Genomic DNA, 24,181 nt, shown 5'->3' on the forward strand with positions numbered 1-24,181 from the left:
TTCTTATTAAGAACCTAGAAGTAGATCTTCCGGATTTTCAATCAATTCTTTTACCATTTTCAAGAAGCCAACTGAATCTTTACCATCGATAACACGGTGGTCATAAGAAAGAGCAACATACATCATTGGACGGATTTCAACATTGTCACCAATAGCTACTGGACGCTTTTGGATTGTATGCATGCCAAGGATTCCTACTTGAGCACCATTCATAATTGGTGTTGACATAAGTGATCCGAAAACACCACCGTTTGTAATTGTGAATGAACCGCCTGTCATATCTGCGATTGTCAATTTGTTGTCGCGTGCTTTTTTCGCAAGTTCTACGATAGTTCCTTCGATTTCTGCGAAGTTTTTACGATCAGCATCAACTACGTTTGGTACAACTAGTCCGCCATCTGTTGATATAGCGACCCCAATATCGTAGAAGTTTTTAAGAATGATTTCATCGCCATCGATTTCTGCGTTAACATAAGGATATTTCTTAAGTGCAGCAACAACTGCTTTCGTGAAGAATGACATAAATCCTAGACGAACATCGTTTTGCTCGAAGAATTGGTCTTTCTTACGTGAACGTAGTGCCATAACGTTTGTCATGTCGATTTCATTGAATGTTGTAAGCATTGCTGTTGATTGTTTAACTTCAAGAAGTCGTTTTGCAATTGTTTGGCGACGACGTGTCATTTTCTCGCGAGTTACACGTCCGTCCTCTACTACTGCTGCTGCTTTTGGTGCGGCAGCTGCTGGTTGTGCTTTAGGTGCAGTACCGTGTGCTTCAACATCTTGAACACGAACGCGTCCCATTGGGTCAACTGGTGATACCGCTGCAAGGTCGATGCCTTTTTCACGAGCTAGTTTACGTGCTGCTGGGCTTGCGATTGTACGGTCTGATCCGCTTGCATCTTCAGTAACTGCTGGAGCAACTGGTGCTGCTTCCACTTTTTGAACTGCTTCCACTGCTGGTGCAGATGGAGCTGCAGCAGGCGCGCCTGAACCAGAACCAACGATTGCGATAACTTGGCCGACTTGGACTGTATCGCCTTCTGCTGCCAGATGTTCTTGAACAATTCCTGCTTCTTCTGAAATGATTTCAACGTTTACTTTGTCTGTTTCAAGTTCAACGATGAATTCACCTTTCTCAACGCTTTCACCTGGTTGTTTCAACCACTGTGCAACCGTTCCTTCTGTAATCGATTCTGCAAGTTCTGGTACTATGATCTCTGCCACAATAAATTCCTCCTCGAGTCTACCGTTAGTACGGTGTTAACAATCAATATTTCATATGTTGATTAAATTAAACTAAATAAGGCTTACTTCTTCAATGCCTCATCTAGGATGCGGTTTTGTTCGATCTTGTGAGATTCGCCGTCACCTTCTGATGGGCTTGAACGATGAATTCGTCCAACATAGGATACTTTCTTACCATCCGCAACTTCGCGGATATAAGAATTTGCAAAATGCCATGACCCCATATTTTTCGGTTCTTCTTGTACCCAAACAAGTTCTTCGGCGTTTGGATAACGAGAAATGATATCACTAATTTTATCAGCTGGGAACGGGTAGAGCTGTTCCACACGGACGATATGCAGATGATCGAAGCCTTTGCCATCTTTCACACGTTCAGCAAGATCAATCGCCACTTTACCACTTGCAAATAGGATTTTCTCAACTTTATCAGTATTCTTGCCTGTTCCAGGTTGTTCAAGCACCGTTTGGAAGTGGCCTTCTGTCAAATCGTTGACATCAGCACCGACAAGCGGGTGACGAAGAAGCGATTTGGGTGACACAATAACAAGTGGACGCATCGATTTATCACCAAGCATTTTTGCTTGTCTGCGAAGTATATGGAAATAGTTCGCCGCGCTAGAAAGGTTAGCGACCGTCCAGTTATTTTCCGCACAAAGTTGCAGATAACGTTCAAGTCTTGCGCTTGAGTGTTCAGGTCCTTGCCCTTCATACGCATGCGGTAATAGCAAGACGAGTCCGGATTGCTGACCCCATTTAGAATAACTTGAAGAGACGAACTGATCGAACATTACTTGTGCCATATTCGAAAAGTCTCCATATTGCGCTTCCCAAATTGATAATACTTTTTGGTCTTCTAAGTTATAGCCAAATTCATAACCGACAATTGCAGCTTCTGTCAATGGGCTGTTATATGCGACGAATGATGCTTTTGAACCGCTAATATGGTGAAGTGGTACAAGTTCGTCACCTGTTTTTTCATCGTGAAGGACTACGTGGCGGTGCGCAAATGTACCACGTTGGACGTCCTGACCTGTCATACGGATTGGATTACCGTCTTGAAGGATTGCACCGAATGCTAGTGTTTCGGCATGTGCCCAATCGATTTTCCCTTTTCCGTTGAACGGATCTTCACGACGTTTCAGGATTTTTCCAAGCTTCCCAAATACATTGAAGTTTTCAGGATATATGAGTAACTCTTCATTGATGCGGCGAAGATTAGCTTCGTCCGTGCCAGTTTCAAGGTCTCTTGGATACCCTGCAAGTACTTCTTCAGGCGTAGCGTTTGAAATCAATGTTTTTTCTGAAGTATGTTCTTTTACTTTGTCGTATGCTGCTTGCATCGTTGCAAAAACTGAAGCGTCCAGTTTCGTTACATCTTCTTCTGTCAAGATGTTCTCAGATGCAAGTTCAGATCCGTACAGTGCACGAACTGTTGGATGTTCATGGATTGAATGGTACATAACCGGATTCGTCACAAGAGGTTCATCCATTTCATTGTGTCCATAACGACGATAGCCAAGAAGATCAATCAGAATATCCTTGCTGAACTTTTGACGGTATTCGAATGCGAATGATGCAGCTGCGATAACTGATTCAGGGCTATCCGCATTGACGTGTAATACTGGAACTTCATAGCCTTTTGCAGGGTCTGAAGAATAATGTGTTGATCTAGAATCGTAATATTCAGTTGTGAATCCAATCATGTTATTCGCGATGACATGAATAGAACCGCCTGTTTTGAATCCACGAACACGGCTATAGTTGAATGATTCTGGCACAATTCCTTGTCCTGGGAATGCTGCATCCCCGTGGATAAGTACTGCGTAAGCAGCATCTGTTTCTAGTACAGGAATACCCGGGTTATCCGTATTTTCCTGTGCAGCCCTTGTTTGTCCTGTAACAACAGGATTGACGACTTCCAAATGGGATGGGTTATACGCAAGGAAACGCTGCATGCCCGATTGCCCCTTGTATAAGGCACCCATATGGTATTTCACATCGCCGAACCAACCGCGTGTAGTTTCAAGTGAACCATCTGTTGGAAGGAATGGTTCTTCAGGAACACCCGCAAATTGTGCAAACATTGTTTCGTAAGGTTTATTTAAAATATGTGTAAGTACGTTTAGGCGACCACGGTGGGCCATCCCAATCAATACTTTTTTCATTTTTTGTTCTTCAGAAAGACGAACAAGTTCGTCAAGGAAGACAACTAATGTATCAAGACCTTCAATAGAGAACCGTTTCGCTCCGACGAAAGTCCGGTGGATGAATTTTTCAAACCCTTCAATTTTCGTCAATCGTTCGAGAAGTGCTTTTTTCTCATCTACAGATAGTGTAGCGGAAACATTCCCGTTTTCGATTTTAGATTGAATCCAGTTTCTTTCTTCTTCGTCAATAACATGATCGAACTCATAGGCGATTTTACCTGTATATAATGACTTCAAATAATTCACTGCTTCAAGCCCATCTTCTACACTTGCAGGAACATTTTTAAAGAAAAGAGATGCTGGCATTGCTTGTAAATCACTTTCTGTAAGTCCATAAGTGGAAAGTTCAAGACGTGTTGAATCTTTTGGACGATCGCTAAGCGGATAGATATCTGCTGCAAGATGTCCGTATGTACGGATGGCTGTTTGCAACTGATAGGCGGAGAATACTTTACCGAAATCGCCAGGAGCTACTGCCCCGACCGCTTTGTCTTGCTCTGTGTTGCTCATTGTAGGCGCACCAAAACGGCTGAACATCTCGGCAAGTTCAGCATCTATAGATTCAGGTGACGTTTTGAACAGTTCGTACATTTCCATTATATACCCAAGGTTCGGACCCGAAAAAGCAGCATAGGGGGAACGATGAGCGTCAGCATTGTTCGACATGTAAAATGACCTCCACATTTGCCAAAAGGCATATTGTGTTTATATTTTTTTATCCTCGTTAATTTTAACACGCAAACACTTTAACTTAAAGGGTTTAGCGTTAACTCTTTAACTTTATTACCGTCAACAAGAATACACTGGATTCTCATTACTTGCAACCATTCATTAACCCACCGAAAAACTGAGAATAGTCTCTTCCAGCTATTTTCGGTGTGACAGGATCATTTCAACCATTTCTTCCGGTATTTTGGGTGTTGCTACTTTCTTCATATTCCCGATCAAACTGTCTTTCTCATCTACAAAAGATGCGAATTCTTCGGATAGTGGGCGTAGCTCCACATCTTCCTCTTTCAATACATGTGCGAGTCCGAGCGATTTAAAATGATTGGCATTCAAAATCTGATCCCCTCTGCTTTTTGCAGCAGAAAGTGGAATAAGCAGCATCGGTTTACGTAATGCCAGTAATTCAAAGATTGCATTTGACCCTGCTCTAGAAACCGCAAAATCAGACGCCGCTAGTAAATGTGGTAACCCCTCTGTTACGTATTCAAATTGTGTATAGCCGGGTGTACCTTCAAGCGTTTCATCTAGATTTCCTTTCCCGCAAAGATGAATAATATCGAAATCATGCAAAATGGCAGGTAAATCTTTTCGAACAGCATCGTTGAGTATTGAAGAACCCTGACTTCCGCCCATTATAATTTGGACTGGTTTCTCACCTGACAGGCCGGCAATGCGCAAGCCTTCTTCCCGGGTGCCATTGAACAACTCGGGTCTGATGATTGCACCGGAGCAAGTCGCTTTGCCAGCGGGTACATAATTTAGTGTTTGTTCGAACACTGTAAAAATATGATTTGAAAAAGGTAAAGCCATTTTGTTCGCAAGTCCTGGCGTTACGTCAGATTCGTGAATGACAACAGGTACTTTCGCCATTTTCGCCGCCAAGACGACAGGCACTGATACAAAACCGCCTTTGGAGAAAATTATTTCTGGTTTAACTTTCCTAATAACCGCTAACGCTTGTAGAACCCCCGCACCAACACGGAACGGATCTGTAAAGTTTTTCATAGAGAAATAGCGCCGCAGTTTACCACTTTGAATGGGATGATAGACAACTTCAGGATAACCATCGCCAATCAGTTCTTTTTCAATCCCTCGATGCGACCCAATGTAATGAATTTCATACCCTTTTTCGCTAAACACAGGGATAAGCGCTTCATTCACGGACACGTGTCCCGCCGTGCCGCCCCCTGTCAATAATATAACCGGCCGTTTCATGGGCCATTCACCTCTTCTATATTAAGAAATATATTGTAACTTAACTTTACCTCATTGCCATTATAGCAAAGGAGTCATGATATAATGATGTTTAATTGAAGAATAAAGGGTGATTTATTTGGAAACTGCAGTTCCACTGAAGAAAAAGCCGTTCAGATTGGCAACAATCGTCTTGCCAATCCTCGTTACACAAGTCGCTCTGTATATGATGACGTTCTTCGATATTCTTATGACAGGGCGATATGATACATACCATCTTGCCGGAGTTACTATTGGATCTTCTTTCTGGGTACCAGTTTATACTGGGCTTGCTGGAATTTTAATGGGGCTTACACCGATCATCGCTCAATACATCGGAGCACGCCTCCACGCGGAAGTCCGACCTTCCGTTCAACAAGGCCTTTACGTATCGGTCGCACTGGCTGCAATCGTCTTTGCCATTATTCTATTCGCAGTTGCACCTATACTAGAAGCAATGCCGCTCGAGGCTGAAGTACGCATTGTAGCAGCGGACTATTTGACAGGAATGAGTTTCGGCCTATTTCCCCTCTTTGCCTACACAGTGCTACGCTCATTTTTTGATGCGCTTGGAGCGACACGCGTTTCGATGTTCATCATTTTATTATCTGCCCCTATTAACATCTTCATAAACTATTTGCTTATTTACGGGAATTGGGGCTTTCCTGAACTTGGCGGAGCTGGGGCCGGATATGCATCCGGTATAACGTATTGGCTCGTATTCTTCATTGCTTGTTCTGTCGCGTGGAAGCATAAGCCCTTTAAGGAATACGCACTTTTCAAAGGATGGGAAAAGATTTCATTTAAAAAATGGAAAGTGATTTTATTCATTGGTGTGCCAATCGGGATTTCAATTTTTGTAGAGACAAGTATCTTTTCCGCCGTCACACTGATGATGAGTAACTATTCAACGGCTGTAATTTCCGCACACCAGATTGCGCTTAACTTCACTTCGTTGTTGTATATGTTGCCGCTAAGCATTTCGATGGGGGCGACAATACTTGTCGGTCAGGCCGTCGGTGCAGGACAGATGCGCGATGCTAAACAGTACAGTTATCTTGGTGTCGGGCTTGCCGTTGCGTTTAGCTTTGTGTCAATTGCTATTCTTCTCGTTTTCAGGGCGCCAATTGCTTCGCTTTATACAACAGACGGACAGATTATCGGATTGGCAACTCAGTTCTTCATCTACGCTGCACTGTTCCAATTATCTGATGCAATTCAGGCTCCGGTCCAAGGCGCCTTACGAGGCTATAAGGACGTCAATATGACATTCGTCATGGCGATTGTCTCCTATTGGGTCCTTGGTTTACCCATTGGTTATATGATGGCAACGTTTACTGAACTCGGACCATATGGCTACTGGGTTGGCCTTATTGCCGGATTGACAGTTGGCGCGATTACACTGACTGTACGGTTAATCTATATTCAAAAAAAGAAATTTATATAAACACTAAAACCCGCAATGCAGTATGCATTGCGGGTTTTCACTAATTTAATATACCGGTTCTTAAAATCTCAGTTTTCACCTTGACACTAATGGGCAGTTCGGAAAATGTGTCATTCCAATCCCCCTTTTCCCAAAGCGCGGGATGGAATGCACGAACTGGTCGTCCGAACCCTATAGCATCACTTTTAGCTGCTTGTAGTTTTTTAATCACTTTAGTAAAATCCTTTGTTAATTCCTTTGATAAGAAATCCTCAACTTCCTTTATTGTTTTCTTTTCATCTAGACTGTCATGCGGAAATTCCTCAACGGAAATTTTTAATTCATAGGTCGCATCGATCTTGTTATCTGAAATTTCCCAGTCCTTATTAATTCTAATCACCTCAACTGTAAGTGGACTCTCTGCCTTACCACTTTTCCACATATAAGAAAGCCGTGTATACCTGCCTTGTTTCTTACTTAGTAAATTGAAAAGGACCGATTCCTCTTTATCTAAAGTTTCCCCAGTAAATTCCCTTTTATTAAACAACGCAGTACCGGCAATTTCGGGTATACCGCTTTCTTTCCCAATTTTAATATAGGGAAGTGCTAGAGATATATCTTTTTCAAAAAGTAGTCTACATACTTGTTGAATATCAACTTTCGGGACTAATGTATATCGGACCGCCGTATCGATTAGTTCTGAGTAATACGTTGAAATATCATTCCCTAGACTCTCGTGCTGTTCAAAATAGGGAGCCAGTTCCCCTTCGACAATTGCCAAATGAGCGCTAAGTCGATTGCGTGGAGCTCTGTATAACGCATCGATATACTTATATAAGTCAGATTTGGCTGATTCCTCCGTTATAAGCAACACTTGAAGTTCAGCTATATCGAGCCCTTCCGTCGTATTCGTGTCGTTTTTCGCGTCAAGAACAGTGGCACCACTTCCTGTGATTGTTGTATAACTTATAGACCCATCTTCAAATATTGGAAACGCAAATTGCGCCTTGATCTTCCCCGGCTGACCTTCAACCCCAAAAAGAGATACATTGGTTACATCCTTATAATGTTTTTCATCCCAGCAGCCGCTTAATAACAATGAACAGACCAATAGGATTAGTAATCTCTTCATTTCCTTTTCCTCCTGTTCACGAGTATGACTACAGTTGGAACAACAATTATGAAAAACAAATGGAAATAGACGAGTGAATCTTGAATCATATCAACACGTTCTTTCGAATTTAAGAACAGCGGTAATATGACGAGCAGGATATGAAAAATAATCGTATTTCTTTTCCGGTGACCTTTCGCATGCAGCTGATGCACGTACATTGTAGTAAAGGCAAAAAGGGATATCGTGATGATACTCCACATCATCCACATATAAATGAAAAATAAATCAAGCCGTTCTACAAACGAGAAAGTTTGCGATTTCAAAATATACATGATTGGCTCAGGAATCCTTTCTATTTCCTTTAGTGGGAAATAGAGAAGGGTGATCAAGACCGTACTGAAAAAAAAGAACATCCATAGCATTTGATATATGAACAGTGGTAAGCCTTTAATTTTTTGTGTGCTATCTACATGCTTCCTAAAAAATAAAAATAGTTCAATACCAATGAATGTAAACTGCGAAGCGAGAATCCCTTTTAACAAATCTGAACCGTCTATCTTAGCTACAGGGAATAAATTCGTCCATACGAATTCAGGCCATGCGAGTAACAAGACAAAGTAAAAGATCGGTATCAGCGGGACGAGGATGACTGTTAGATTAATGACGGTTTCGGAACGACTTAAGTTTGCATACAACGATACGCCTACCATGATTGAAATGACGACAATCTGGGGCGTTTCAGGGAATGCCCATACCGCAAGTGTATAATCTATATAAGAAATGAAGGAGACGATGATAAGGAGCCAATAGCCTTTATAGAGCCAAGATACAATCGGCCCTGGCGTGAAGTATTTATAATTCCTTTCATATAACAGCAATAAAACATAATGAAAAATGCCTACTCCAATGAAAATAAGCCATGCATCACGCCCTGTTACATTGATGAATGGCGTTTGAAAGGATAGAAAAACAGTGCCTGTTTGTATAACGAACAGAAATAAAAAAAACTGGGTTCTTGACAATTTAAACGTCAACGGTCCCCACCTTCTTTATTTGCACCATGCGTAAACGATTTCTGTTGTTTTTTAAAACGAACATATGGTGACCTGAAGAAAACATCTTTAAATTTCGACGGATCAAAAGGAACGATAGGCGTAAAATAGGGCTGTTTCAATGATGATACATTCATCAGATGGATGAAAAGCACAAGTGTACCAATTGCTATGCCGAAGAAGCCGAACAGCGAAGCAGCAAGCATAAATGGAAAACGAATAATTCGGATTGTCATATTCATTTCCCAAGAGGGAATGACAAAACTCGAAATGGCTGTCATCGCCACGACGATCACCATGAAATTCGATACGAGACCGGCATCAACAATTGCATTACCAATAACGAGACCACCGACAATCCCTATCGTTTGACCAATTGGCGTGGGGAGACGGATAGCTGACTCCCGTATGAGCTCGATAAACAATTCTAGAATGAGCGCTTCAAAAATAGGTCGATACGGAATTGCATTCACCGCTAGCTTCACTTGTTTACCTAATTCCAGTGGAATGATTTCAGAATGAAAACCGATGACCGCTATATAAAATGCAGGTAAAAAAATGGCCGTCACAAAACTTAATATGCGGAGAATCCGATAAAATGAACCCACTAGAACACGTGCATTATAATCATCTGGAGACTCATAAAAGGAAAAAAAATTGACCGGTGCTATCAGTGCGGTTGGAGAATTGTTCGTAAAAATCGCTATTTTCCCTTCCAGCAAATTTGCAACAACACGATCAGGTCGTTCCGTATTGAGAAATTGTGGAAACGGCGACCAAACGGAATCTTCTAAGTAATCCTCTACTTGACCTGTACTAATAACTTTATCCGACTTAATGTTCTCCAATCGTCTTTTCACATCGGCAACGACATTTTCATCCGCTATTGAGTCAATATATATATAATTAACAAGGGTTTGAGTATCATTCCCGAGCCTCAGTGTATGGACAACGAGATCTGGAATCGCAAGCCGTTTGCGAATCAAAGACATATTCGCATCAAATCCTTCGACGAATCCTTCATGTGGACCGCGGATAACATGTTCATTTTCCGGTTCGTTAGGGCTGCGAACAGTAAACTTCGGCATCATGATTTGCAATAACAAATTTGTTTCAGGAAAAATAACGGCTACGAAACCTGAACTAATACTATGGGTAAGCATAGAAACGGAAAAAGCATGAACAGACGAGATTGCAGTTTTTCCCCAATCGGCAAGTCCGTCCGCTGCCCTTTTCCTGATTAGTTCAAGCTGTCGGTTCACTTCTGCCCCTTCAGTCATTGTAGTGAAATAACAAATGACAGCTGGACCATTCTGCCACTCCATTTCTTCAACATATAAATCGGAAGAATTATGAAATACCTTTTTTATGTATAAAATCAAACTGTCAGTCGATACAATGTCCCCCATCATGCTCACCTCCTAAGAAGAGTTTGAGCATGCCAGAAAACTTTTAAACATTTACTTGGAGAAATCCGTTTATAAGTACGACGGTTTAAGACAGTATGTACACGAAAAAATAGCAAAAAAAAAGCTATCTTCCAAACCGAATTAGTATCAGTCTGGAGGATAGCTTTTAACTTCTCTTATTTTTGAATGAACTGTTGTGTCCAGTAGTTGCCGTTTTTGTCATAGCCGATGCCGATGTGTGTGAATCCAGGCGTTAAGATATTTTGTCTATGTCCTGGCGATTCCATCCATCCTTTTACAACTTCCTCAGCCGTACGTTGCCCCATAGCAATATTTTCCGCTGCCGATTTATACGTTATACCATTAGACTTCATTTGATCAAACGGTGAGCCGTATGTCGGGCTTGTATGTGAAAAGTATCCTTTTGAAGCCATATCTGTTGATTTTTGTCGTGCAGAGTTCATCAACTTCGCATCTGTTTGTAACGGTTGAAGACCAGCTTTTTGTCTTTCAACATTTGTAAGGTCAAGTACTGCTTTTTCAATCGCAGAAACAGATGCATCTGATGCTGTTTCAACAGGTTTAACTGGTGCTACTTCAGCAGGTTTTTCCGGTGCTGGCTTAACCGGTGTAGTTGCTTCCGGTGTTGGTACTGGATTAGTCGTAGCTGGTTTTTCTACCGGCTTGACTGTAACTGGCTTATTCACCGGCTTCTTGATTGGCTTGACTGTAACTGGCTTATTTACCTGTTTGTCAACAACCACTGTATTTTTTGTATAAGACTTCGCTAAACTGTAAAGTTGCTCAAAATTAATATTTTTTTCAAGCAATACCTTGTACATATCGGGTTGTTTGTCCCCCCCTATGTAACTTTGAATGTACTGTTGTGCTTTTTGCACCTGTACATTGTTGTCCAATTGTGAAGCTTCTACATTATTGTTGTTCGGCAGTAAGAGCGCCGAACCGAGCATGAGTACTGCAATCGATTTTTTCATCTCATTACTCCTCCCTTCGCAATCTATCATAACGCGTGGGAGATTTAGAATATCGGGTTTCTTTTCCAGTTCATCCAGTTCTTAAATAAATACCCTAGCAAAGGACCTCATATTCTATGGAAATGGATAAGTCTGGTCAACTATCATTAATTTTCATCTAAAAAGGGGTTGACGGCCTTATAATTCAACGTTTCGATCCCTTCCCCGATGATTACAATACGGGCTTCCATCTTGACATATTCGGGGAGCCAGTTGACCATCCCATACGCATATTGAAATAAAAACGGATTTTTATAACCGCTAATAGGTACATAACCTTTCATCCGATAAACTGTATCAGGAAGGGATTTCACCCAATTCTCGAAATCTTCTTTAGTAACACTCTCAGTGAATGTAAGGAGTTTTGAAGAAAGCGGTAAGCCTTTTCCTGATATGATTTGCTTATCAGTCCCTTTTTTCGATGAACTTAAGGTTTTCTCAATGAAGGAGAATGCAACTTTTGCGCCCACCGTTTGTATAATTGGAGCAGATTCATTGAAACTCGATAGTTCAAATGTTACTTTCGCTACTTCCTCTTCAGTTAGAAGATCGACTTTATTCGCCAGTAGTAAATGAGCATGCCGAATTTGCTCCATGAATAAAGCGCGTACTTGCGGAGATAGCTTATCGCGTTCCAGCCAACGCTTCGAATCGGCAACCGTTACAATTCCTTTTATGTTAAGCCGGTCTGCGAATAAAGGTGAGTAAATAGCGTCGAGTGCTTCCACTGGGTGTGCAGCACCCGTTGTTTCTATTAAGATGACATCGATATCATCGTTTTCTTCAAGCAGTCCCTGAAGCTGTGCCTCTGTTTTCTCTGAACCTGTACAACAGATACATCCATCTAGCAGTTCTTTAAGCGGAACTTCAGCTCCCCCTTCTACAGTATTTGAATCGAAAGGCAATGCTCCAAATTCATTCATTAATACAGCCGGTTTTTTTCCTTGTTCTTTCAATTGTGCAATTGTATGAAGTAACAGTGACGTTTTACCGCTTCCTAGAAAACCACTAAATAAGTAAACATCAATCATATGTACGCCTCTTTTCATTTTATTAGAAAAAGTCATAGCATCCTATCGGATTAGAACACGATGGACTAGATGGGTTGAAATAAAGAATTCCCTTGAATCCGCTTCAGCGCTAGGGGGTGTCTCTCGCCCTAAAACTAGCTAGATTAGCGCTATCTTAGGGCTGGGCTCCCCATGAAACACCCTTCGTTCAGCTTGTATAGACATTTAAAAAAGCGTCCGGCCGGATTAGGACTGGACGCTTTTTAGTTATTTCCCTACTTTTTCAAGCAGAACTTCTTTTGCTTTCATCAGCTGTGGATCGTCTTCTTGAATTTTCGTCCGAAGTTTTTCCATCAGACCGTAAGTTGTTTCTCCTAAGAGAATACCGTTCGTGTCCAGCGCTAAATCTTTTTGCAACTTTTTGACAGCCTGAGTTGTTTTTTCATCAAACATGCCATCAATTTCACCTGGTTCATACCCAACGGCTTTAAGCATTTCTTCCGCTGATTTAATGGAAGGTGAAAGCATGCCCACTTTCATTTCTATTGTTGGATCAAGAAACGGAAGCATTGCATAAGATGGATACGGCACTTCAATATCGGGCTTAATTCCTTCTTTATGAACCCAATTGCCATCAGGCGTCAGCCATTTTGCTGTAGTTAATTTTAAATTCGAGCCGTCAGGAAGATTTTTAGGTGATTGAACTGTTCCTTTACCGAATGTTTTCACACCAATAAGTGGCACATTGGCAGATTCTTTTAACGCACCTGCCAGTATTTCTGATGCCGAGGCACTACCGTCATCGATGACGAGCGTAACCGGAACTCCTATTTTTCTTTTTCCAGAGGCTGTAAAAATTTCTGGTTGTATACCTTTTTCTTTATACTGGAAAATGTTCTTTCCATTTTCCAAAAACAGATCGGATATTTTGATGGCTATGTCGAGTCTACCGCCTGGATTTTGGCGTACATCGACAACTAACCCTTTCATTCCTTTAGCTTCCATCTCATCAAGGGCAACAAGCAACTCATCGTATGTTCCTTCCGAGAAGCTTGTGAGGTGAATATGTGCAATTCCATCGTCAAGCATTTCAGCATAGACTGTTTCAATCGGTATAACGTCACGTTTGATTTTTACGTCTACTGGCTCAACTGCTTCTCCACGTTTAATGCTTAAAGTGACAGTTGTCCCTTTTTCTCCTCTAATTAGAAGAACCGCTTCTGATGATGACATTCCCTGTATACTTTCACCATCGACCGCAATGATGGTATCGTTCGGTAATATCCCTGCGCGTTCTGCGGGTGAATTTTTGATTGGAGAAACAACGTTGATGTATCCGTTTTTCTCTTGAATTTCAGCACCAATTCCTTCGAAACTTGACGAAATACTCTCGTTTAATTGTCGAGCTTCCTTCTGATTTAAATAATCGGAATACGGATCTCCTAGTGCATCAATCATCCCATTGATGGCACCATCGATGACAGCTGTTTCATCGATATCTTCGAAGTAATTCCCTTTCATTTCATCATAGGCATTATATAACTTTTCAAATTCTTTTCGGTCCTTTAGCGATTGCTTTTGTGGACTCACAACTTCGACAACTTTATCATCACCTGTTGTTAACACGAAAAACGTTATGGCGGCAGTGGCCAGTACAAGTCCGAATACAAGCATGACAAAAGAGAACGGTTTTAATTTTATATATCGGTTTGCCGGCGGTTGACTATTTGGTTCAATTTCTTGTCTGTGGCCATTATTCTCTTCCATCCCATTCCCCACTCTCTACTATTAATACAAAATTCAATTCAATCTTATCCAGCAGTAATGGCTTAGTGGCCCAACATCCTATGGACCTCCGAGCGGCTAACGCCTGGAGCTAGATACTATTCTAAGTCAAAAAAACGTATACTTTCTTACCTGCTAAAAAAGGACCGCTGTATAGTGGGCGGTCCTACTTCACGCTTATTCCTGAATTGCTGCTTCGAGCGCCACTTCAATCATGTCGTTGAATGTTGTTTGGCGCTCTTCTGATGATGTCGCCTCACCTGTTAAGAGGTGATCGCTCACAGTAAGAATTGCCAGTGCTTGGCGGCCAAATTTCGCAGCAAGTGTATACAAAGCTGCAGCTTCCATTTCAACAGCTAGGACGCCATACTGAGCCCATTTTTCATGTTGTGCATATTCATTATAGAAAACGTCTTCTGTAAATACATTTCCGACCTTCAAATCAAGCCCCTTTTTAAGCCCAGCATTATACGATTTCAAAAGAAGATCGAAGTTTGCAGTCGGTGCATAGCTGATACCATTGAATATGATTTCGTTCATTTTAGAATCGGTCGAAGCACTTTGTGCGAGAATAACGTCACGTACATGAACGTCTTTCTGAATCGCACCACAAGTTCCGACACGGATTAGTTTTTGCACGTCGTATTCTTGCATCAATTCCGTTACATAAATAGAAATGGATGGAACACCCATACCTGTCCCTTGAACAGAAATTCGTTTTCCTTTGTATGTTCCCGTATAGCCGAACATATTCCGGACTTCGTTATATAGTGTTACATCTTCCAGAAATGTTTCGGCAATGTATTTTGCACGAAGCGGGTCGCCTGGAAGTAAAATCGTATCCGCGATGTCACCTTTTTTTGCATTGATATGTATACTCATACTAAATAGCCTCGCTTTCAAATTTTCTTTTTTAATCATACATTCAACTAATCCATTATGCAAAGAAGATGCAGGTGCAACTTATAAAAATCTCTCTTCATATAATAGAAACAATTCATCGAAAACGACGGATGGCATTTTAGCATCCGCCTTTTCTTCGATATATCGCGATAATGGGTCAAAAGATTTTTCTTCTTTTGGAAAACTCGAATCCTTAAACATATATTCCGCAAACGTTGATTTTAAATCATCCATCGCCCCACCACGGAAGGATAGGGCGAATCGATAAAAGGACCGATCCATCCGTTCATCTCCCTTCTCAGCTTCAATCAATTAAAATAGTTTCGAGTACTCTCCGAAGCCTTCTTTTTCAAGGTTGTCAATGGATACAAAGCGGAGTGCAGCTGAATTTATGCAATAACGCAATCCGTCTTCACCCGGTCCATCCGGAAATACATGACCGAGATGTGAATCCGCGGTTTTACTGCGCACTTCTACTCGTTTCATGCCGTGGGTTATGTCTGTTTTTTCTATTACTTCCATTGATTCAATCGGTTTCGTAAAGCTTGGCCATCCACAACCAGCATCATATTTATCTTTTGAACTAAAAAGTGGTTTTCCTGAAACGATATCGACATAAATCCCATCTTCATAATGGCTGTCAAATTCATTTCGAAACGGTGGTTCAGTCCCATTTTCCTGTGTGACGTGGTACTGTATTTCAGTTAATTTCTTCTTCAATTCTTCTGTCATGATTCTTCACCCCAGTTGTCAGATTTGAATCGTTCACGGCCAGAGCCAGTTGCATATCTATTATAATGTGTCGGGTTTTTCATGTAATAATCTTGATGTCCTTCTTCAGCCGCGTAAAATGGCTTCGCAGGTATAATATCCGTTGCGATGGGTTTGTCAAACTTCCCAGAAGCATCTAGTTCAGCCTTTGTTTGCTCAGCGAGTTGTAGTTGTTCAGGTGTATGATAAAAAATGGCTGTCTGATAGGATTCACCCCGGTCAAAAAACTGGCCACCCGAATCAGTTGGGTCAATCTGTCTCCAAAAGATGTCAATCAGTTCGCGATAAGAAATAACTTCATCTTCAAAAGTAATTTGAATTGCTTCACGATGACCGGTCGCATTCGTACAAACCAGTTCATAAGACGGATTTTCGACATCGCCGCCCGTATAGCCAGAAATGACTGAATGGACACCTTCATATCGGTCAAACGGTTTCACCATACACCAAAAACAACCTCCTGCAAATGTGGCCAATGCTTTCGCCATTGTAAAACCTCCCTATTCTTTTGGAATTATAATTTCCAAGATAATCTCATCATCCGCCAAGTTAAATGTTTTTGCTTTTACTTGTAAATCACCTGATAACGGGATTGCAGAGAGATCGATGAACAGTTCTTCCTCCTTAGGACGAACAATCATCCAAGGGGGAAGCTTCACAGAATCCCTTAGTACTTTTAAAACAGTCGCAGGCGGGATGTTCAATTGTCCGATTTCCATCGACGATTGTTTTAATATTAGATTACCGTCTTCTCTAACAATTGGGTCAAAATGCATAATAACCGGCAATGTATAGGAAAACACCGTCATTTCTGAAAACAAGACCACATCATCTTCAACTTTCATCGTAACCGGAAGCGGCTCACCTTTTACTGCTTTTCGTATAAATGTGTTTGCAATACCTTCAAAATCTTCTTTTGTCGCCCTCACTGTTAAAACATGGTCCGCTTGATTCGAAACTTTCATTTCAGGAAGCGGAACCGACTCGGCGGAAGATCCAATAAGTACTATAACAGCTGCAAATGCTGCCGCAATAAGTCCTGCAAGTACAAAAAAACTAATTTTCCATCGATTCATGCGATCAGCTCCTACATTTCCAATTCCCCGTCCGATAATTTTTGCAAGTCACATTCTTTCAGCTTTTCAAGGTAACGTTCCGCCATTGAGTCATAGCCCTTTGCATTCGGATGAAAGAAATCGGTGTGGTACACCATGTCCGTATTTGAATCGAACAAGTCTACAACTGGTACAAAGCACGACCTTCCGTCCATCATGGCACGAACTTCAATCGCTTCATTCCAGTCAGTAATAATATCTTCAAATTCATTTGTTTCATCCGTCACAATTGAAAACGGATTATAAAGACCTGCTACAATAATGATCGCATCGCCGTTCAAGTCTCGGATAATACTAAATAATTCATCGAGCCTGTTTTCAAACTTACCGAGTTCAACGTAAAATGGTTCCGTCTGCAAATTGAATAGATTGGACTTAACGACTTTCATAATATCATTTCCGCCAATTGTCAAAAAGATTAAATCTGCCGTTTTCACAGAAGATTGAACTTCAGGGTCTACCAGTTTGTCGATGAGCTGGTCACTTCTTCGACCCCGCTTTGCCAAATTGGCCGCATCGACATCCTTAACCCCTTTCCATTCATCCATCTTGTTAGTTACTCGGCCAAAATAACCTTCTTTTTTCAGCTCATCCCCGACACCCTGGGTCAGTGAATCACCTAAACCAATCACATGGATATTTTTTGGAATGAAGTACCCTGGGATTGCCCACTCAGTAAATGCAATCTCTTGTCGATCAGAAAATGCACCTGTTTTTTCGATTAGCGTTTGTTGACAGCCGGACAAAAATAATGAGAAGGCGACCACAATCAGAAATACTCTTCTCATACGTAGAGTTCCCCTTTTCTTCAATAAAGAATCATTTATTAATCTGCGTAATACATAAAACCTATCGCTCCCTCACCAGTATGCGTACTGATGATTGGAGCAGTAAATGTAAGTTTCACATCTTTTATGCCCGAGTCTTGTATCATTTTCTTCAATGGTTCACCCATTTTTAAACCATTGGCGTGTGAAATGCCGACTCCTCGAATAATCTTGCCAGCAGTCTCTTCTTTGAAAACTTTGAATAGATGGGCTACAACTTGTTTGTGACTGCGTGCTTTTGCGACGGGTGTATAGACGCCATCCTGCAAAGTCGCAATCGGTTTTATATTCAACAAGGAACCAATCATTGCTTTCCCTTTTCCGATACGGCCGCCTTTCACCAGATTATCAAGTGAATCGACAACAACGAAAAGCGTTGTATTATTACGGATTGAGTTCAACCGTTCAACGATCTCAGTAACTGACTTTCCTTGCTCGGCCAATTTCGCCGCTTCCATTACCTGAAACATCAACGCATGTGAGATGAACATCGAATCAATGACAGTAACTTTGGAATCCGTCATTTCAGCGGCTGCCTGGGCAGATTTCACAGTACCACTCATGCCACCAGTCATATGTATGGAGATGATTTCACTGCCATCCTCACCCAGCTTGTCATATAACTCCTTGAAAACACCTGCTGCCGGTTGGGAGCTTTTAGGCAATTCCTCAGAACTTCTCATCATAGTTAGAAATTCTTCGGGTTGTATATCTACACCATCGATATACGTTTTGCCATCAATTTGGATGGTTAGTGGAACAACATGTAGGGCATATTTTAGAATGTCCTCTTCTTTTAAATCGGCAGTTGAATCCGTGACGATATGGACTTTTTTCATAATGCGCACTCCCCTCGATTAGTAGCAGTTCTCAATAAATTTTAGTATAGTAAAAGGTAAGGAGGTTAAAATCATGACTGTTGCATTTGATTTTAAAAATGGACGAGAAGAGTTGTGGAATGCGATCACACACGGTATCGCACTACTTCTCAGTATACCCGCCCTTGTGTTTTTAGTACTTGACGCTGTTCGGCATGGCACAGCGATGCATGTGGTCAGCTACACCATTTTCGGTTTTTCTATGCTTCTCTTATTCCTTATGAGCACACTGTTGCATAGCATGCCAATAAAATTCAAACACTTGTTTTCCATACTGGATCACTCAGCCATCTATATTCTGATTGCAGGAACCTATACGCCGTTTCTCCTTGTCACTGTAAAAGGAGTACTAGGCTGGACACTGCTCAGTATCGTCTGGGGTCTGGCCATTGCAGGTATTCTATTCAAAGTTTTTTTCATTCATCGTTTTGAATTTGTTTCGCTTATCTTTTACATTGTTATGGGCTGGCTTATACTAATAGCCATCAAACCATTATACACCCATTTAACACTCGCTGGATTCGCGCTACTCGTTATAGGCGGTCTATTGTATACGTTTGGTTCGATTTTCTATGCGTGGAGAAAGATCCCGTACAACCATGCAATTTGGCATGTGTTTGTTATTGCGGGCAGTGCCTCAATGTATTTCTGCGTCCTCTTATATACATGAGGACGTTTTTTATTTGTCTTGACTCCAGTGCAAAACCTCTAGTCGCATCCGCTTTAGTTATTCCTTTTCGTACATGAGAAATGAATACGGAATTTCATCTTCTGTACTGTGTTCTTGCGTAGACGATATGAGCTTCCATTCAGGGCCATATGAAGGAAAAAAAGTATCCCCTTCGTATTGTTTTTGAATATACGTAATGTAGAGGCGATCCGCTATTACTAGTGCCGCATGGAATATTTCCGCACCACCGATAATCATCACTTCATCTGCATACTCTTCTGCTCTTGCAATCGCATCATTTAGATTGTGTACGACAACAGCACCCTCAGCTGTATATGCTTCATTTCGTGTAACGATAATGCTAAGCCGCCCAGGTAAAGGTCTACCGATTGACTCAAACGTTTTACGTCCCATTACCATCGCTTTTCCCATAGACACCTTTTTAAAGTAAGCAAGGTCCTCTGGAATATGCCAAGGCAAATCGTTGTTCATACCAATGACCCGGTTCGGATCATGGGCTACAAGTAGTGAAATCATGGAAATCCACCTTTCTTTAGACAGCAATTGGTGCTTTGATTTTTGGATGTGGTTCATAATTTTCAAGTTCGATGTCTTGCGTTTCTAATTCAAAAATCGATTTGCCTTCAATATTCAATTTTAATGTCGGAAGAGTTCGCGGTTCCCGAGTCAATTGCTCATTCACTTGATTGACATGATTCGCGTAAATATGAGCATCCCCCAATGTATGGACGAATTCGCCAACACCAAGTTCGCATTCATGTGCAATCAAATGAACCAGAAGTGCATAGGATGCAATATTAAATGGTACGCCAAGGAAGATGTCCGCACTTCGCTGGTAAAGCTGGCATGATAGCTTTCCATCTGCTACATAAAATTGGAACAACGCATGACACGGTGGCAAAGCCATATCTTCGACTTCAGAAGGGTTCCATGCAGTAACAATATGCCTGCGGGAATCGGGATTGTTTTTGATGCCTTCAATTAAATTGGCAATTTGATCAATCGATTGTTCTCCATTTGACCATGATCGCCACTGTTTACCATATACCGGTCCAAGATCTGCGTATGTCGCAGCAAATTCTTCATCTTCCACTACGCGTTTTTTGAATGCATCCATTTCAACTTTATAGACAGCCGCAAATTCTGGTTCTTTTGCAGCGCGACGTCCGAAGTCTCTCATATCTGGACCACTATATTCGGAACTTGTCACCCATTGTTCAAAAGCCCATTCATCCCAGATAGGATTTCGATCTTCAATAAGCGTTTTGACATTCGTATCGCCTTTTAAGAACCATAACAATTCAGATGAAATAAGACGGAAAGCCGTTTTTTTCGTTGTCATAAGGGGAAATCCTTCATTTAAATCGAAGCGCATCTGATAACCAAAGACACTGATTGTCCCTGTCCCTGTGCGATCTTCTTTTTTTTCACCTGTTTCAAGAACGTGTTTACATAATTCTAAATACTGTTTCATTAAAAAGCCTCCTTGCGCTAGTGTTCAGTATATCAAATATGATCTAGCTATCATAATAAAAAACACAGCGCTGGCGTGGTTATTCTAAATAACCATGTCAGAACTGTGTTTTTCGTCCTTGATAACGAGAAGACTCTTGGATTACCCCATTGTTCATTACACTTATATGAATATTTACTCAAGTAAACTTCTAGCACAAACTAAACCCCTTTACCATTTGAGAACTCCAATGGTAAAGGGGTTATAAAAAATCACATTGCGAGGCCTAGATGGCTATATTTTAATAACCCAAGCCTCTGCCTTTTTCAGTCATTTTGTGAGCAAGACGAATAATTGAAACTGCCAATTCTGCGTATGTCGCTTCTCTATCAGGATTAAATTGATTTTGTTCTGTCTTTAACAACCCTAATGAGTTCGCCAAGGCAACATGACCAATGTATTCTGTTTGGACTTTATTTGCATCAGCAAAACTAAGTTTATAAATACTATTATCTTTAGCTGCTTGTTCAAGTCCTAGAACGCGTATATACCAAGCTGCTAATTCATCCCTTTTGATTGGAGAATCAAGTGAAAAACTTTGACTATCCGGCTTAATAATGCCCATTTCAACTGCTCGTTCAATCGATTGATATAACGGATGTTTCGGGTCTATATTCTCAAAAGTTTGGTTTTTGTTTTCTTTTTCAGAATAATAACCACCGTAATAAATATAAGTGAGTGAATTCATGATGACTTTTAGTGCTTCTCCTTTTGATACTGAGGCATCCCCATTAAAATCTTTACTATCTTTTATCTCTAAGACTTTAGCATTGATAAGATAATTAAGTTCCTCTTCTGCCCAAGGATGTGAAATAACAGATGAATTTTTCTCACCAAACAGACTATTCCATTCTCCCGTGTTGGCATTTAAATAACTAAACGGATTTTCGTTAAATACAGGTAAATATACTAAATCATAATGATTTTCGTCTTCACTTTTCTCTTGTTTCATATAGGTAAGTTTTAGACTAAGTGCCTTTTTCAATAGAACTATTGCTTCTTCCTCAGAAATCACTTTATTAATCGTTGGCCATTGTTCAACTTCTTGATAATTGACATTAATGCTATTTAAGGAGCCATCAGCTGCTATGCCAACATTAATTTGATCACCTATCACAACAATGCCATTCTTAATTCTAGGGAAATTGAATTGATAGGCACCTAGTCTCTCTTCAAAATAGGGTTCTTCTACAGGCATAGCATAGTTGTGCAGAGAGGAAGGAGCCCATTCTTTCACATATTTTACTGCTTGCGCAAGGGCTTCCTTACTAGAAAGTGAGTCCTTTTTAGGTTTCTCTCCAATTTGCTCTAAAATCTGGCTTGTTATATCATTATATTGAATAATTTCTCCGGTATTTTTACTTATTTCCATACTTGTTCCGTGTCCGCCATTCTCATAATTATACATGTACTGAATACTAATTACTGCCTGTCCATTATAGTTTTCTATCTCATCGATAGATTGAATACTTAATTTAACCTTTTCAGAATTAATTTTAAGGAATTGCTCTGCAATTTTCTTTGCACCCTCTAAAGTCATTCCATCTTGTTTTGGCGGTAGTGGGTTAGCTATAACCTTTACAATCTTTGTCTCCTCAGGTAAATCTGCTGAGTACCCGTTTGCAGTTAACCACTTACCTGAAGAAGCATGAACTCCACGCAACTTTGTTGTTGGTTGGTAAACAAGTTGAACACTGCGATCACCCGTTTGATAATCATGATTAATTTGATATTGCAAATCGACTGAAAGATTTCCTTTTACTTTCTCTAAAGTTTCATTTTTATCTTTTATTTGTTTTATATCATCATAAGTTGATGAGTCCAACTTCTTAGAATCTCTGTAAAAATTAACGACTTCACCATTTCCAAGAACAGATACTTCTATTCTTTGATCAGAAATGGATATTTGATTTTTAGTACGAGAAAATGAGAATGAGTACCGAATTGGTTCTGTTAATATTTGTTGTGGAAAGTAGTTGAAGGGATCTGTTTCTAATTGATAATTCTCTCCATCAATAAATTCCCCAACAAAATCAACTGCTATTTTTCTAGCCTCTTCCTTTGAGGTCTTTGCGGGAAATAACGCTTCTGCTTCATTAGACGGTTGATAGTAAAATTGCTCAATTTCTAATTCCTCTCCAACAAATACAACACTACCATATAACTGCTTACCATTAATTGTCTTAGTGAACACTAAATCATAACGTAACTTATCGTCATTAGGATAAAAGTGACTGCCACCCATTTGAAAATCACTTTTCGTTAAGAAGTCAAACCGATTAGGAAAAAACTCATTAAACCTCTTTATTAAATCGTCTTTTGTGAAAACTGTTTCTGTTGAAGCAACCTGAATTTGTACTTTTCCAGGCTGCCCACCCACTGTGGTTGAAGCACCGGCAACAGACGCAAACATTCCAAAAGATAAAGCAGAAGAGCTTAATACAATACCAATTTTCTTTAAATTAACCAATATAACCCTCCTAATATCAGTAGTCCCTAAATCGTACATCTAACTCCATTAATTGTTAATTAATTCCGCATTTCATTTACTCTTTATTAAAATATCCCTACACTTCTTTAAACAGTACCGAAGTTTCAGGAGTAATTAACCATTATTAAAATAATATCTGAACAATTCCCCCCTTTGCGCACAGCTTGTATTAAAATTATTCAATCCTCCATTTCTATTGTTGATTTTAAACAATTAAATTTATTTTATGATTGCTACTAATATAATATACCTATTTTTCCCACCTATTTGACAATTAGAATGACCCAGGTATGCAATAATGTTCTTCTTATTCTTATTTGCGGGATATGATTGGTCCTGGATGTTATATGATCTGTTGGCTACGGGGTATGATTGGTCCCAGTGATATATGATCGGTTAGCTGTGGGGCATGATTGGTCCCGGCGTTATATGATCGGTTGGCTACGAGGTATGATCGGTCCCGGCGTTATATGATCGGTCAGCTGCGAGGTATGATTGGTCCCAGTGTTATATGATCGGTTGGCTGCGAGGTATGATCGGTCCCGGCGTTATATGATCGGTTGGCTGCGAGGTATGATCGGTCCCGGCGTTATATGATCGGTTGGCTACGGGGTATGATTGGTCCCAGTGTTATATGATCGGTTGGTTGCGGGACGAGATTGTTCATATACTATTCTCGTCAAAAATCAAAAAAAACATCGAAGATTTACCAATAAATCTAAAGGCGATAAGAGACTATTTATTA

Annotated in this window: 21 protein-coding genes; 2 read left to right on the plus strand and 19 right to left on the minus strand. The window is 40.6% G+C overall.

Annotated features, from left to right (window positions below; all coding sequences use genetic code 11):
* Positions 1-6 precede the first annotated feature (6 nt).
* From odhB to ACGLYD_RS09120, 3 genes are all read right to left on the minus strand, one after another.
* Positions 7-1,227, minus strand: a complete 1,221-nt coding sequence (gene odhB / locus ACGLYD_RS09110; RefSeq protein WP_067209736.1) for a 2-oxoglutarate dehydrogenase complex dihydrolipoyllysine-residue succinyltransferase — start codon at positions 1,225-1,227, stop codon at positions 7-9.
* A gap of 83 nt (positions 1,228-1,310) precedes the next feature.
* Complete coding sequence (locus ACGLYD_RS09115) at positions 1,311-4,121, minus strand: 2-oxoglutarate dehydrogenase E1 component (protein ID WP_399632537.1); 2,811 nt, start codon at positions 4,119-4,121, stop codon at positions 1,311-1,313.
* Between the two features lie 201 nt (positions 4,122-4,322).
* The gene (locus ACGLYD_RS09120) at positions 4,323-5,399 is read right to left on the minus strand and encodes an undecaprenyldiphospho-muramoylpentapeptide beta-N-acetylglucosaminyltransferase (RefSeq protein ID WP_187044959.1); all 1,077 of its coding nucleotides are present in this window, start codon (positions 5,397-5,399) and stop codon (positions 4,323-4,325) included.
* A 118-nt stretch (positions 5,400-5,517) separates the two neighbouring features.
* Here ACGLYD_RS09120 and ACGLYD_RS09125 point away from each other — a divergent pair, with 118 nt between their 5' ends.
* The gene (locus ACGLYD_RS09125) at positions 5,518-6,864 is read left to right on the plus strand and encodes an MATE family efflux transporter (protein ID WP_067209744.1); all 1,347 of its coding nucleotides are present in this window, start codon (positions 5,518-5,520) and stop codon (positions 6,862-6,864) included.
* 40 nt (positions 6,865-6,904) lie between these two features.
* Here the strand turns inward: ACGLYD_RS09125 and ACGLYD_RS09130 are convergent, their stop codons facing one another.
* From ACGLYD_RS09130 to ACGLYD_RS09190, 13 genes are all read right to left on the minus strand, one after another.
* Positions 6,905-7,975: a Ger(x)C family spore germination protein gene (locus ACGLYD_RS09130; protein ID WP_067209747.1), complete on the minus strand. Its 1,071-nt coding sequence runs from the start codon at positions 7,973-7,975 to the stop codon at positions 6,905-6,907.
* Complete coding sequence (locus ACGLYD_RS09135; RefSeq protein ID WP_399632542.1) at positions 7,972-8,991, minus strand: GerAB/ArcD/ProY family transporter; 1,020 nt, start codon at positions 8,989-8,991, stop codon at positions 7,972-7,974. Before ACGLYD_RS09135 ends, ACGLYD_RS09130 begins: the two co-directional genes overlap by 4 nt.
* Entirely contained in the window at positions 8,988-10,421 is a 1,434-nt protein-coding gene (locus tag ACGLYD_RS09140) for a spore germination protein (RefSeq protein ID WP_399632545.1), read from the minus strand. Before ACGLYD_RS09140 ends, ACGLYD_RS09135 begins: the two co-directional genes overlap by 4 nt.
* 173 nt (positions 10,422-10,594) lie before the next feature.
* Complete coding sequence (locus ACGLYD_RS09145; RefSeq protein ID WP_399632548.1) at positions 10,595-11,413, minus strand: CAP domain-containing protein; 819 nt, start codon at positions 11,411-11,413, stop codon at positions 10,595-10,597.
* A gap of 146 nt (positions 11,414-11,559) precedes the next feature.
* Complete coding sequence (locus tag ACGLYD_RS09150; protein ID WP_067209754.1) at positions 11,560-12,483, minus strand: CobW family GTP-binding protein; 924 nt, start codon at positions 12,481-12,483, stop codon at positions 11,560-11,562.
* A 246-nt stretch (positions 12,484-12,729) separates the two neighbouring features.
* Positions 12,730-14,229: a S41 family peptidase gene (locus tag ACGLYD_RS09155; protein ID WP_399632551.1), complete on the minus strand. Its 1,500-nt coding sequence runs from the start codon at positions 14,227-14,229 to the stop codon at positions 12,730-12,732.
* A 195-nt stretch (positions 14,230-14,424) separates the two neighbouring features.
* A complete protein-coding gene (gene deoD / locus ACGLYD_RS09160) occupies positions 14,425-15,129 on the minus strand; it encodes a purine-nucleoside phosphorylase (protein WP_067213956.1) in 705 nt (234 codons plus the stop codon).
* 81 nt (positions 15,130-15,210) lie between these two features.
* Complete coding sequence (locus ACGLYD_RS09165) at positions 15,211-15,432, minus strand: YozE family protein (RefSeq protein ID WP_067213957.1); 222 nt, start codon at positions 15,430-15,432, stop codon at positions 15,211-15,213.
* Between the two features lie 30 nt (positions 15,433-15,462).
* Positions 15,463-15,882 carry a peptide-methionine (R)-S-oxide reductase MsrB gene (gene msrB, locus ACGLYD_RS09170; RefSeq protein ID WP_067209758.1) on the minus strand — a complete coding sequence of 140 codons (420 nt, stop codon included), beginning with the start codon at positions 15,880-15,882 and terminating at the stop codon, positions 15,463-15,465.
* Positions 15,879-16,409, minus strand: coding sequence for a peptide-methionine (S)-S-oxide reductase MsrA (msrA, locus tag ACGLYD_RS09175; RefSeq protein WP_067209761.1), 531 nt, complete (start codon positions 16,407-16,409; stop codon positions 15,879-15,881). The genes msrB and msrA overlap by 4 nt, the downstream gene beginning before the upstream one ends.
* 12 nt (positions 16,410-16,421) lie before the next feature.
* Positions 16,422-16,997, minus strand: coding sequence for a YpmS family protein (locus ACGLYD_RS09180; protein WP_067209763.1), 576 nt, complete (start codon positions 16,995-16,997; stop codon positions 16,422-16,424).
* Between the two features lie 11 nt (positions 16,998-17,008).
* Complete coding sequence (locus ACGLYD_RS09185; protein WP_342538400.1) at positions 17,009-17,824, minus strand: GDSL-type esterase/lipase family protein; 816 nt, start codon at positions 17,822-17,824, stop codon at positions 17,009-17,011.
* Between the two features lie 38 nt (positions 17,825-17,862).
* Positions 17,863-18,702: a DegV family protein gene (locus ACGLYD_RS09190; protein WP_338656501.1), complete on the minus strand. Its 840-nt coding sequence runs from the start codon at positions 18,700-18,702 to the stop codon at positions 17,863-17,865.
* A gap of 73 nt (positions 18,703-18,775) precedes the next feature.
* Between ACGLYD_RS09190 and ACGLYD_RS09195 the strand changes: the two genes are divergently transcribed.
* The gene (locus tag ACGLYD_RS09195; RefSeq protein ID WP_338656500.1) at positions 18,776-19,411 is read left to right on the plus strand and encodes a hemolysin III family protein; all 636 of its coding nucleotides are present in this window, start codon (positions 18,776-18,778) and stop codon (positions 19,409-19,411) included.
* 57 nt (positions 19,412-19,468) lie between these two features.
* Here the strand turns inward: ACGLYD_RS09195 and ACGLYD_RS09200 are convergent, their stop codons facing one another.
* The 3 genes from ACGLYD_RS09200 to ACGLYD_RS09210 form a co-directional block, all read right to left on the minus strand.
* On the minus strand, positions 19,469-19,948 hold the full coding sequence (locus ACGLYD_RS09200; RefSeq protein WP_067209774.1) for a dihydrofolate reductase: 480 nt from the start codon (positions 19,946-19,948) through the stop codon (positions 19,469-19,471).
* A 16-nt stretch (positions 19,949-19,964) separates the two neighbouring features.
* A complete protein-coding gene (locus ACGLYD_RS09205) occupies positions 19,965-20,906 on the minus strand; it encodes a thymidylate synthase (RefSeq protein ID WP_067209777.1) in 942 nt (313 codons plus the stop codon).
* 280 nt (positions 20,907-21,186) lie between these two features.
* Positions 21,187-23,415, minus strand: coding sequence for a YcdB/YcdC domain-containing protein (locus tag ACGLYD_RS09210; protein WP_342538401.1), 2,229 nt, complete (start codon positions 23,413-23,415; stop codon positions 21,187-21,189).
* Positions 23,416-24,181: the final 766 nt, after the last annotated feature.

It is taken from the genome of Sporosarcina sp. SG10008, assembly GCF_044569405.1.
Taxonomy (GTDB): Bacteria; Bacillota; Bacilli; order Bacillales_A; family Planococcaceae; genus Sporosarcina; species Sporosarcina psychrophila.

Excerpts from the sequence above, each read along its gene's own strand:
- ACGLYD_RS09115 (WP_399632537.1), bottom strand. The coding sequence starts at position 4,121 with ATGTCGAACAATGCTGACGCTCATCGTTCCCCCTATGCTGCTTTTTCG.
- ACGLYD_RS09120 (WP_187044959.1), bottom strand. The coding sequence starts at position 5,399 with ATGAAACGGCCGGTTATATTATTGACAGGGGGCGGCACGGCGGGACAC.
- ACGLYD_RS09130 (WP_067209747.1), bottom strand. The coding sequence starts at position 7,975 with ATGAAGAGATTACTAATCCTATTGGTCTGTTCATTGTTATTAAGCGGC.
- ACGLYD_RS09140 (WP_399632545.1), bottom strand. The coding sequence starts at position 10,421 with ATGATGGGGGACATTGTATCGACTGACAGTTTGATTTTATACATAAAA.
- ACGLYD_RS09145 (WP_399632548.1), bottom strand. The coding sequence starts at position 11,413 with ATGAAAAAATCGATTGCAGTACTCATGCTCGGTTCGGCGCTCTTACTG.
- ACGLYD_RS09150 (WP_067209754.1), bottom strand. The coding sequence starts at position 12,483 with ATGATTGATGTTTACTTATTTAGTGGTTTTCTAGGAAGCGGTAAAACG.
- ACGLYD_RS09155 (WP_399632551.1), bottom strand. The coding sequence starts at position 14,229 with ATGGAAGAGAATAATGGCCACAGACAAGAAATTGAACCAAATAGTCAA.
- deoD (WP_067213956.1), bottom strand. The coding sequence starts at position 15,129 with ATGAGTATACATATCAATGCAAAAAAAGGTGACATCGCGGATACGATT.
- ACGLYD_RS09165 (WP_067213957.1), bottom strand. The coding sequence starts at position 15,432 with ATGGATCGGTCCTTTTATCGATTCGCCCTATCCTTCCGTGGTGGGGCG.
- msrB (WP_067209758.1), bottom strand. The coding sequence starts at position 15,882 with ATGACAGAAGAATTGAAGAAGAAATTAACTGAAATACAGTACCACGTC.
- msrA (WP_067209761.1), bottom strand. The coding sequence starts at position 16,409 with ATGGCGAAAGCATTGGCCACATTTGCAGGAGGTTGTTTTTGGTGTATG.
- ACGLYD_RS09180 (WP_067209763.1), bottom strand. The coding sequence starts at position 16,997 with ATGAATCGATGGAAAATTAGTTTTTTTGTACTTGCAGGACTTATTGCG.
- ACGLYD_RS09185 (WP_342538400.1), bottom strand. The coding sequence starts at position 17,824 with ATGAGAAGAGTATTTCTGATTGTGGTCGCCTTCTCATTATTTTTGTCC.
- ACGLYD_RS09190 (WP_338656501.1), bottom strand. The coding sequence starts at position 18,702 with ATGAAAAAAGTCCATATCGTCACGGATTCAACTGCCGATTTAAAAGAA.
- ACGLYD_RS09195 (WP_338656500.1), top strand. The coding sequence starts at position 18,776 with ATGACTGTTGCATTTGATTTTAAAAATGGACGAGAAGAGTTGTGGAAT.
- ACGLYD_RS09200 (WP_067209774.1), bottom strand. The coding sequence starts at position 19,948 with ATGATTTCACTACTTGTAGCCCATGATCCGAACCGGGTCATTGGTATG.
- ACGLYD_RS09205 (WP_067209777.1), bottom strand. The coding sequence starts at position 20,906 with ATGAAACAGTATTTAGAATTATGTAAACACGTTCTTGAAACAGGTGAA.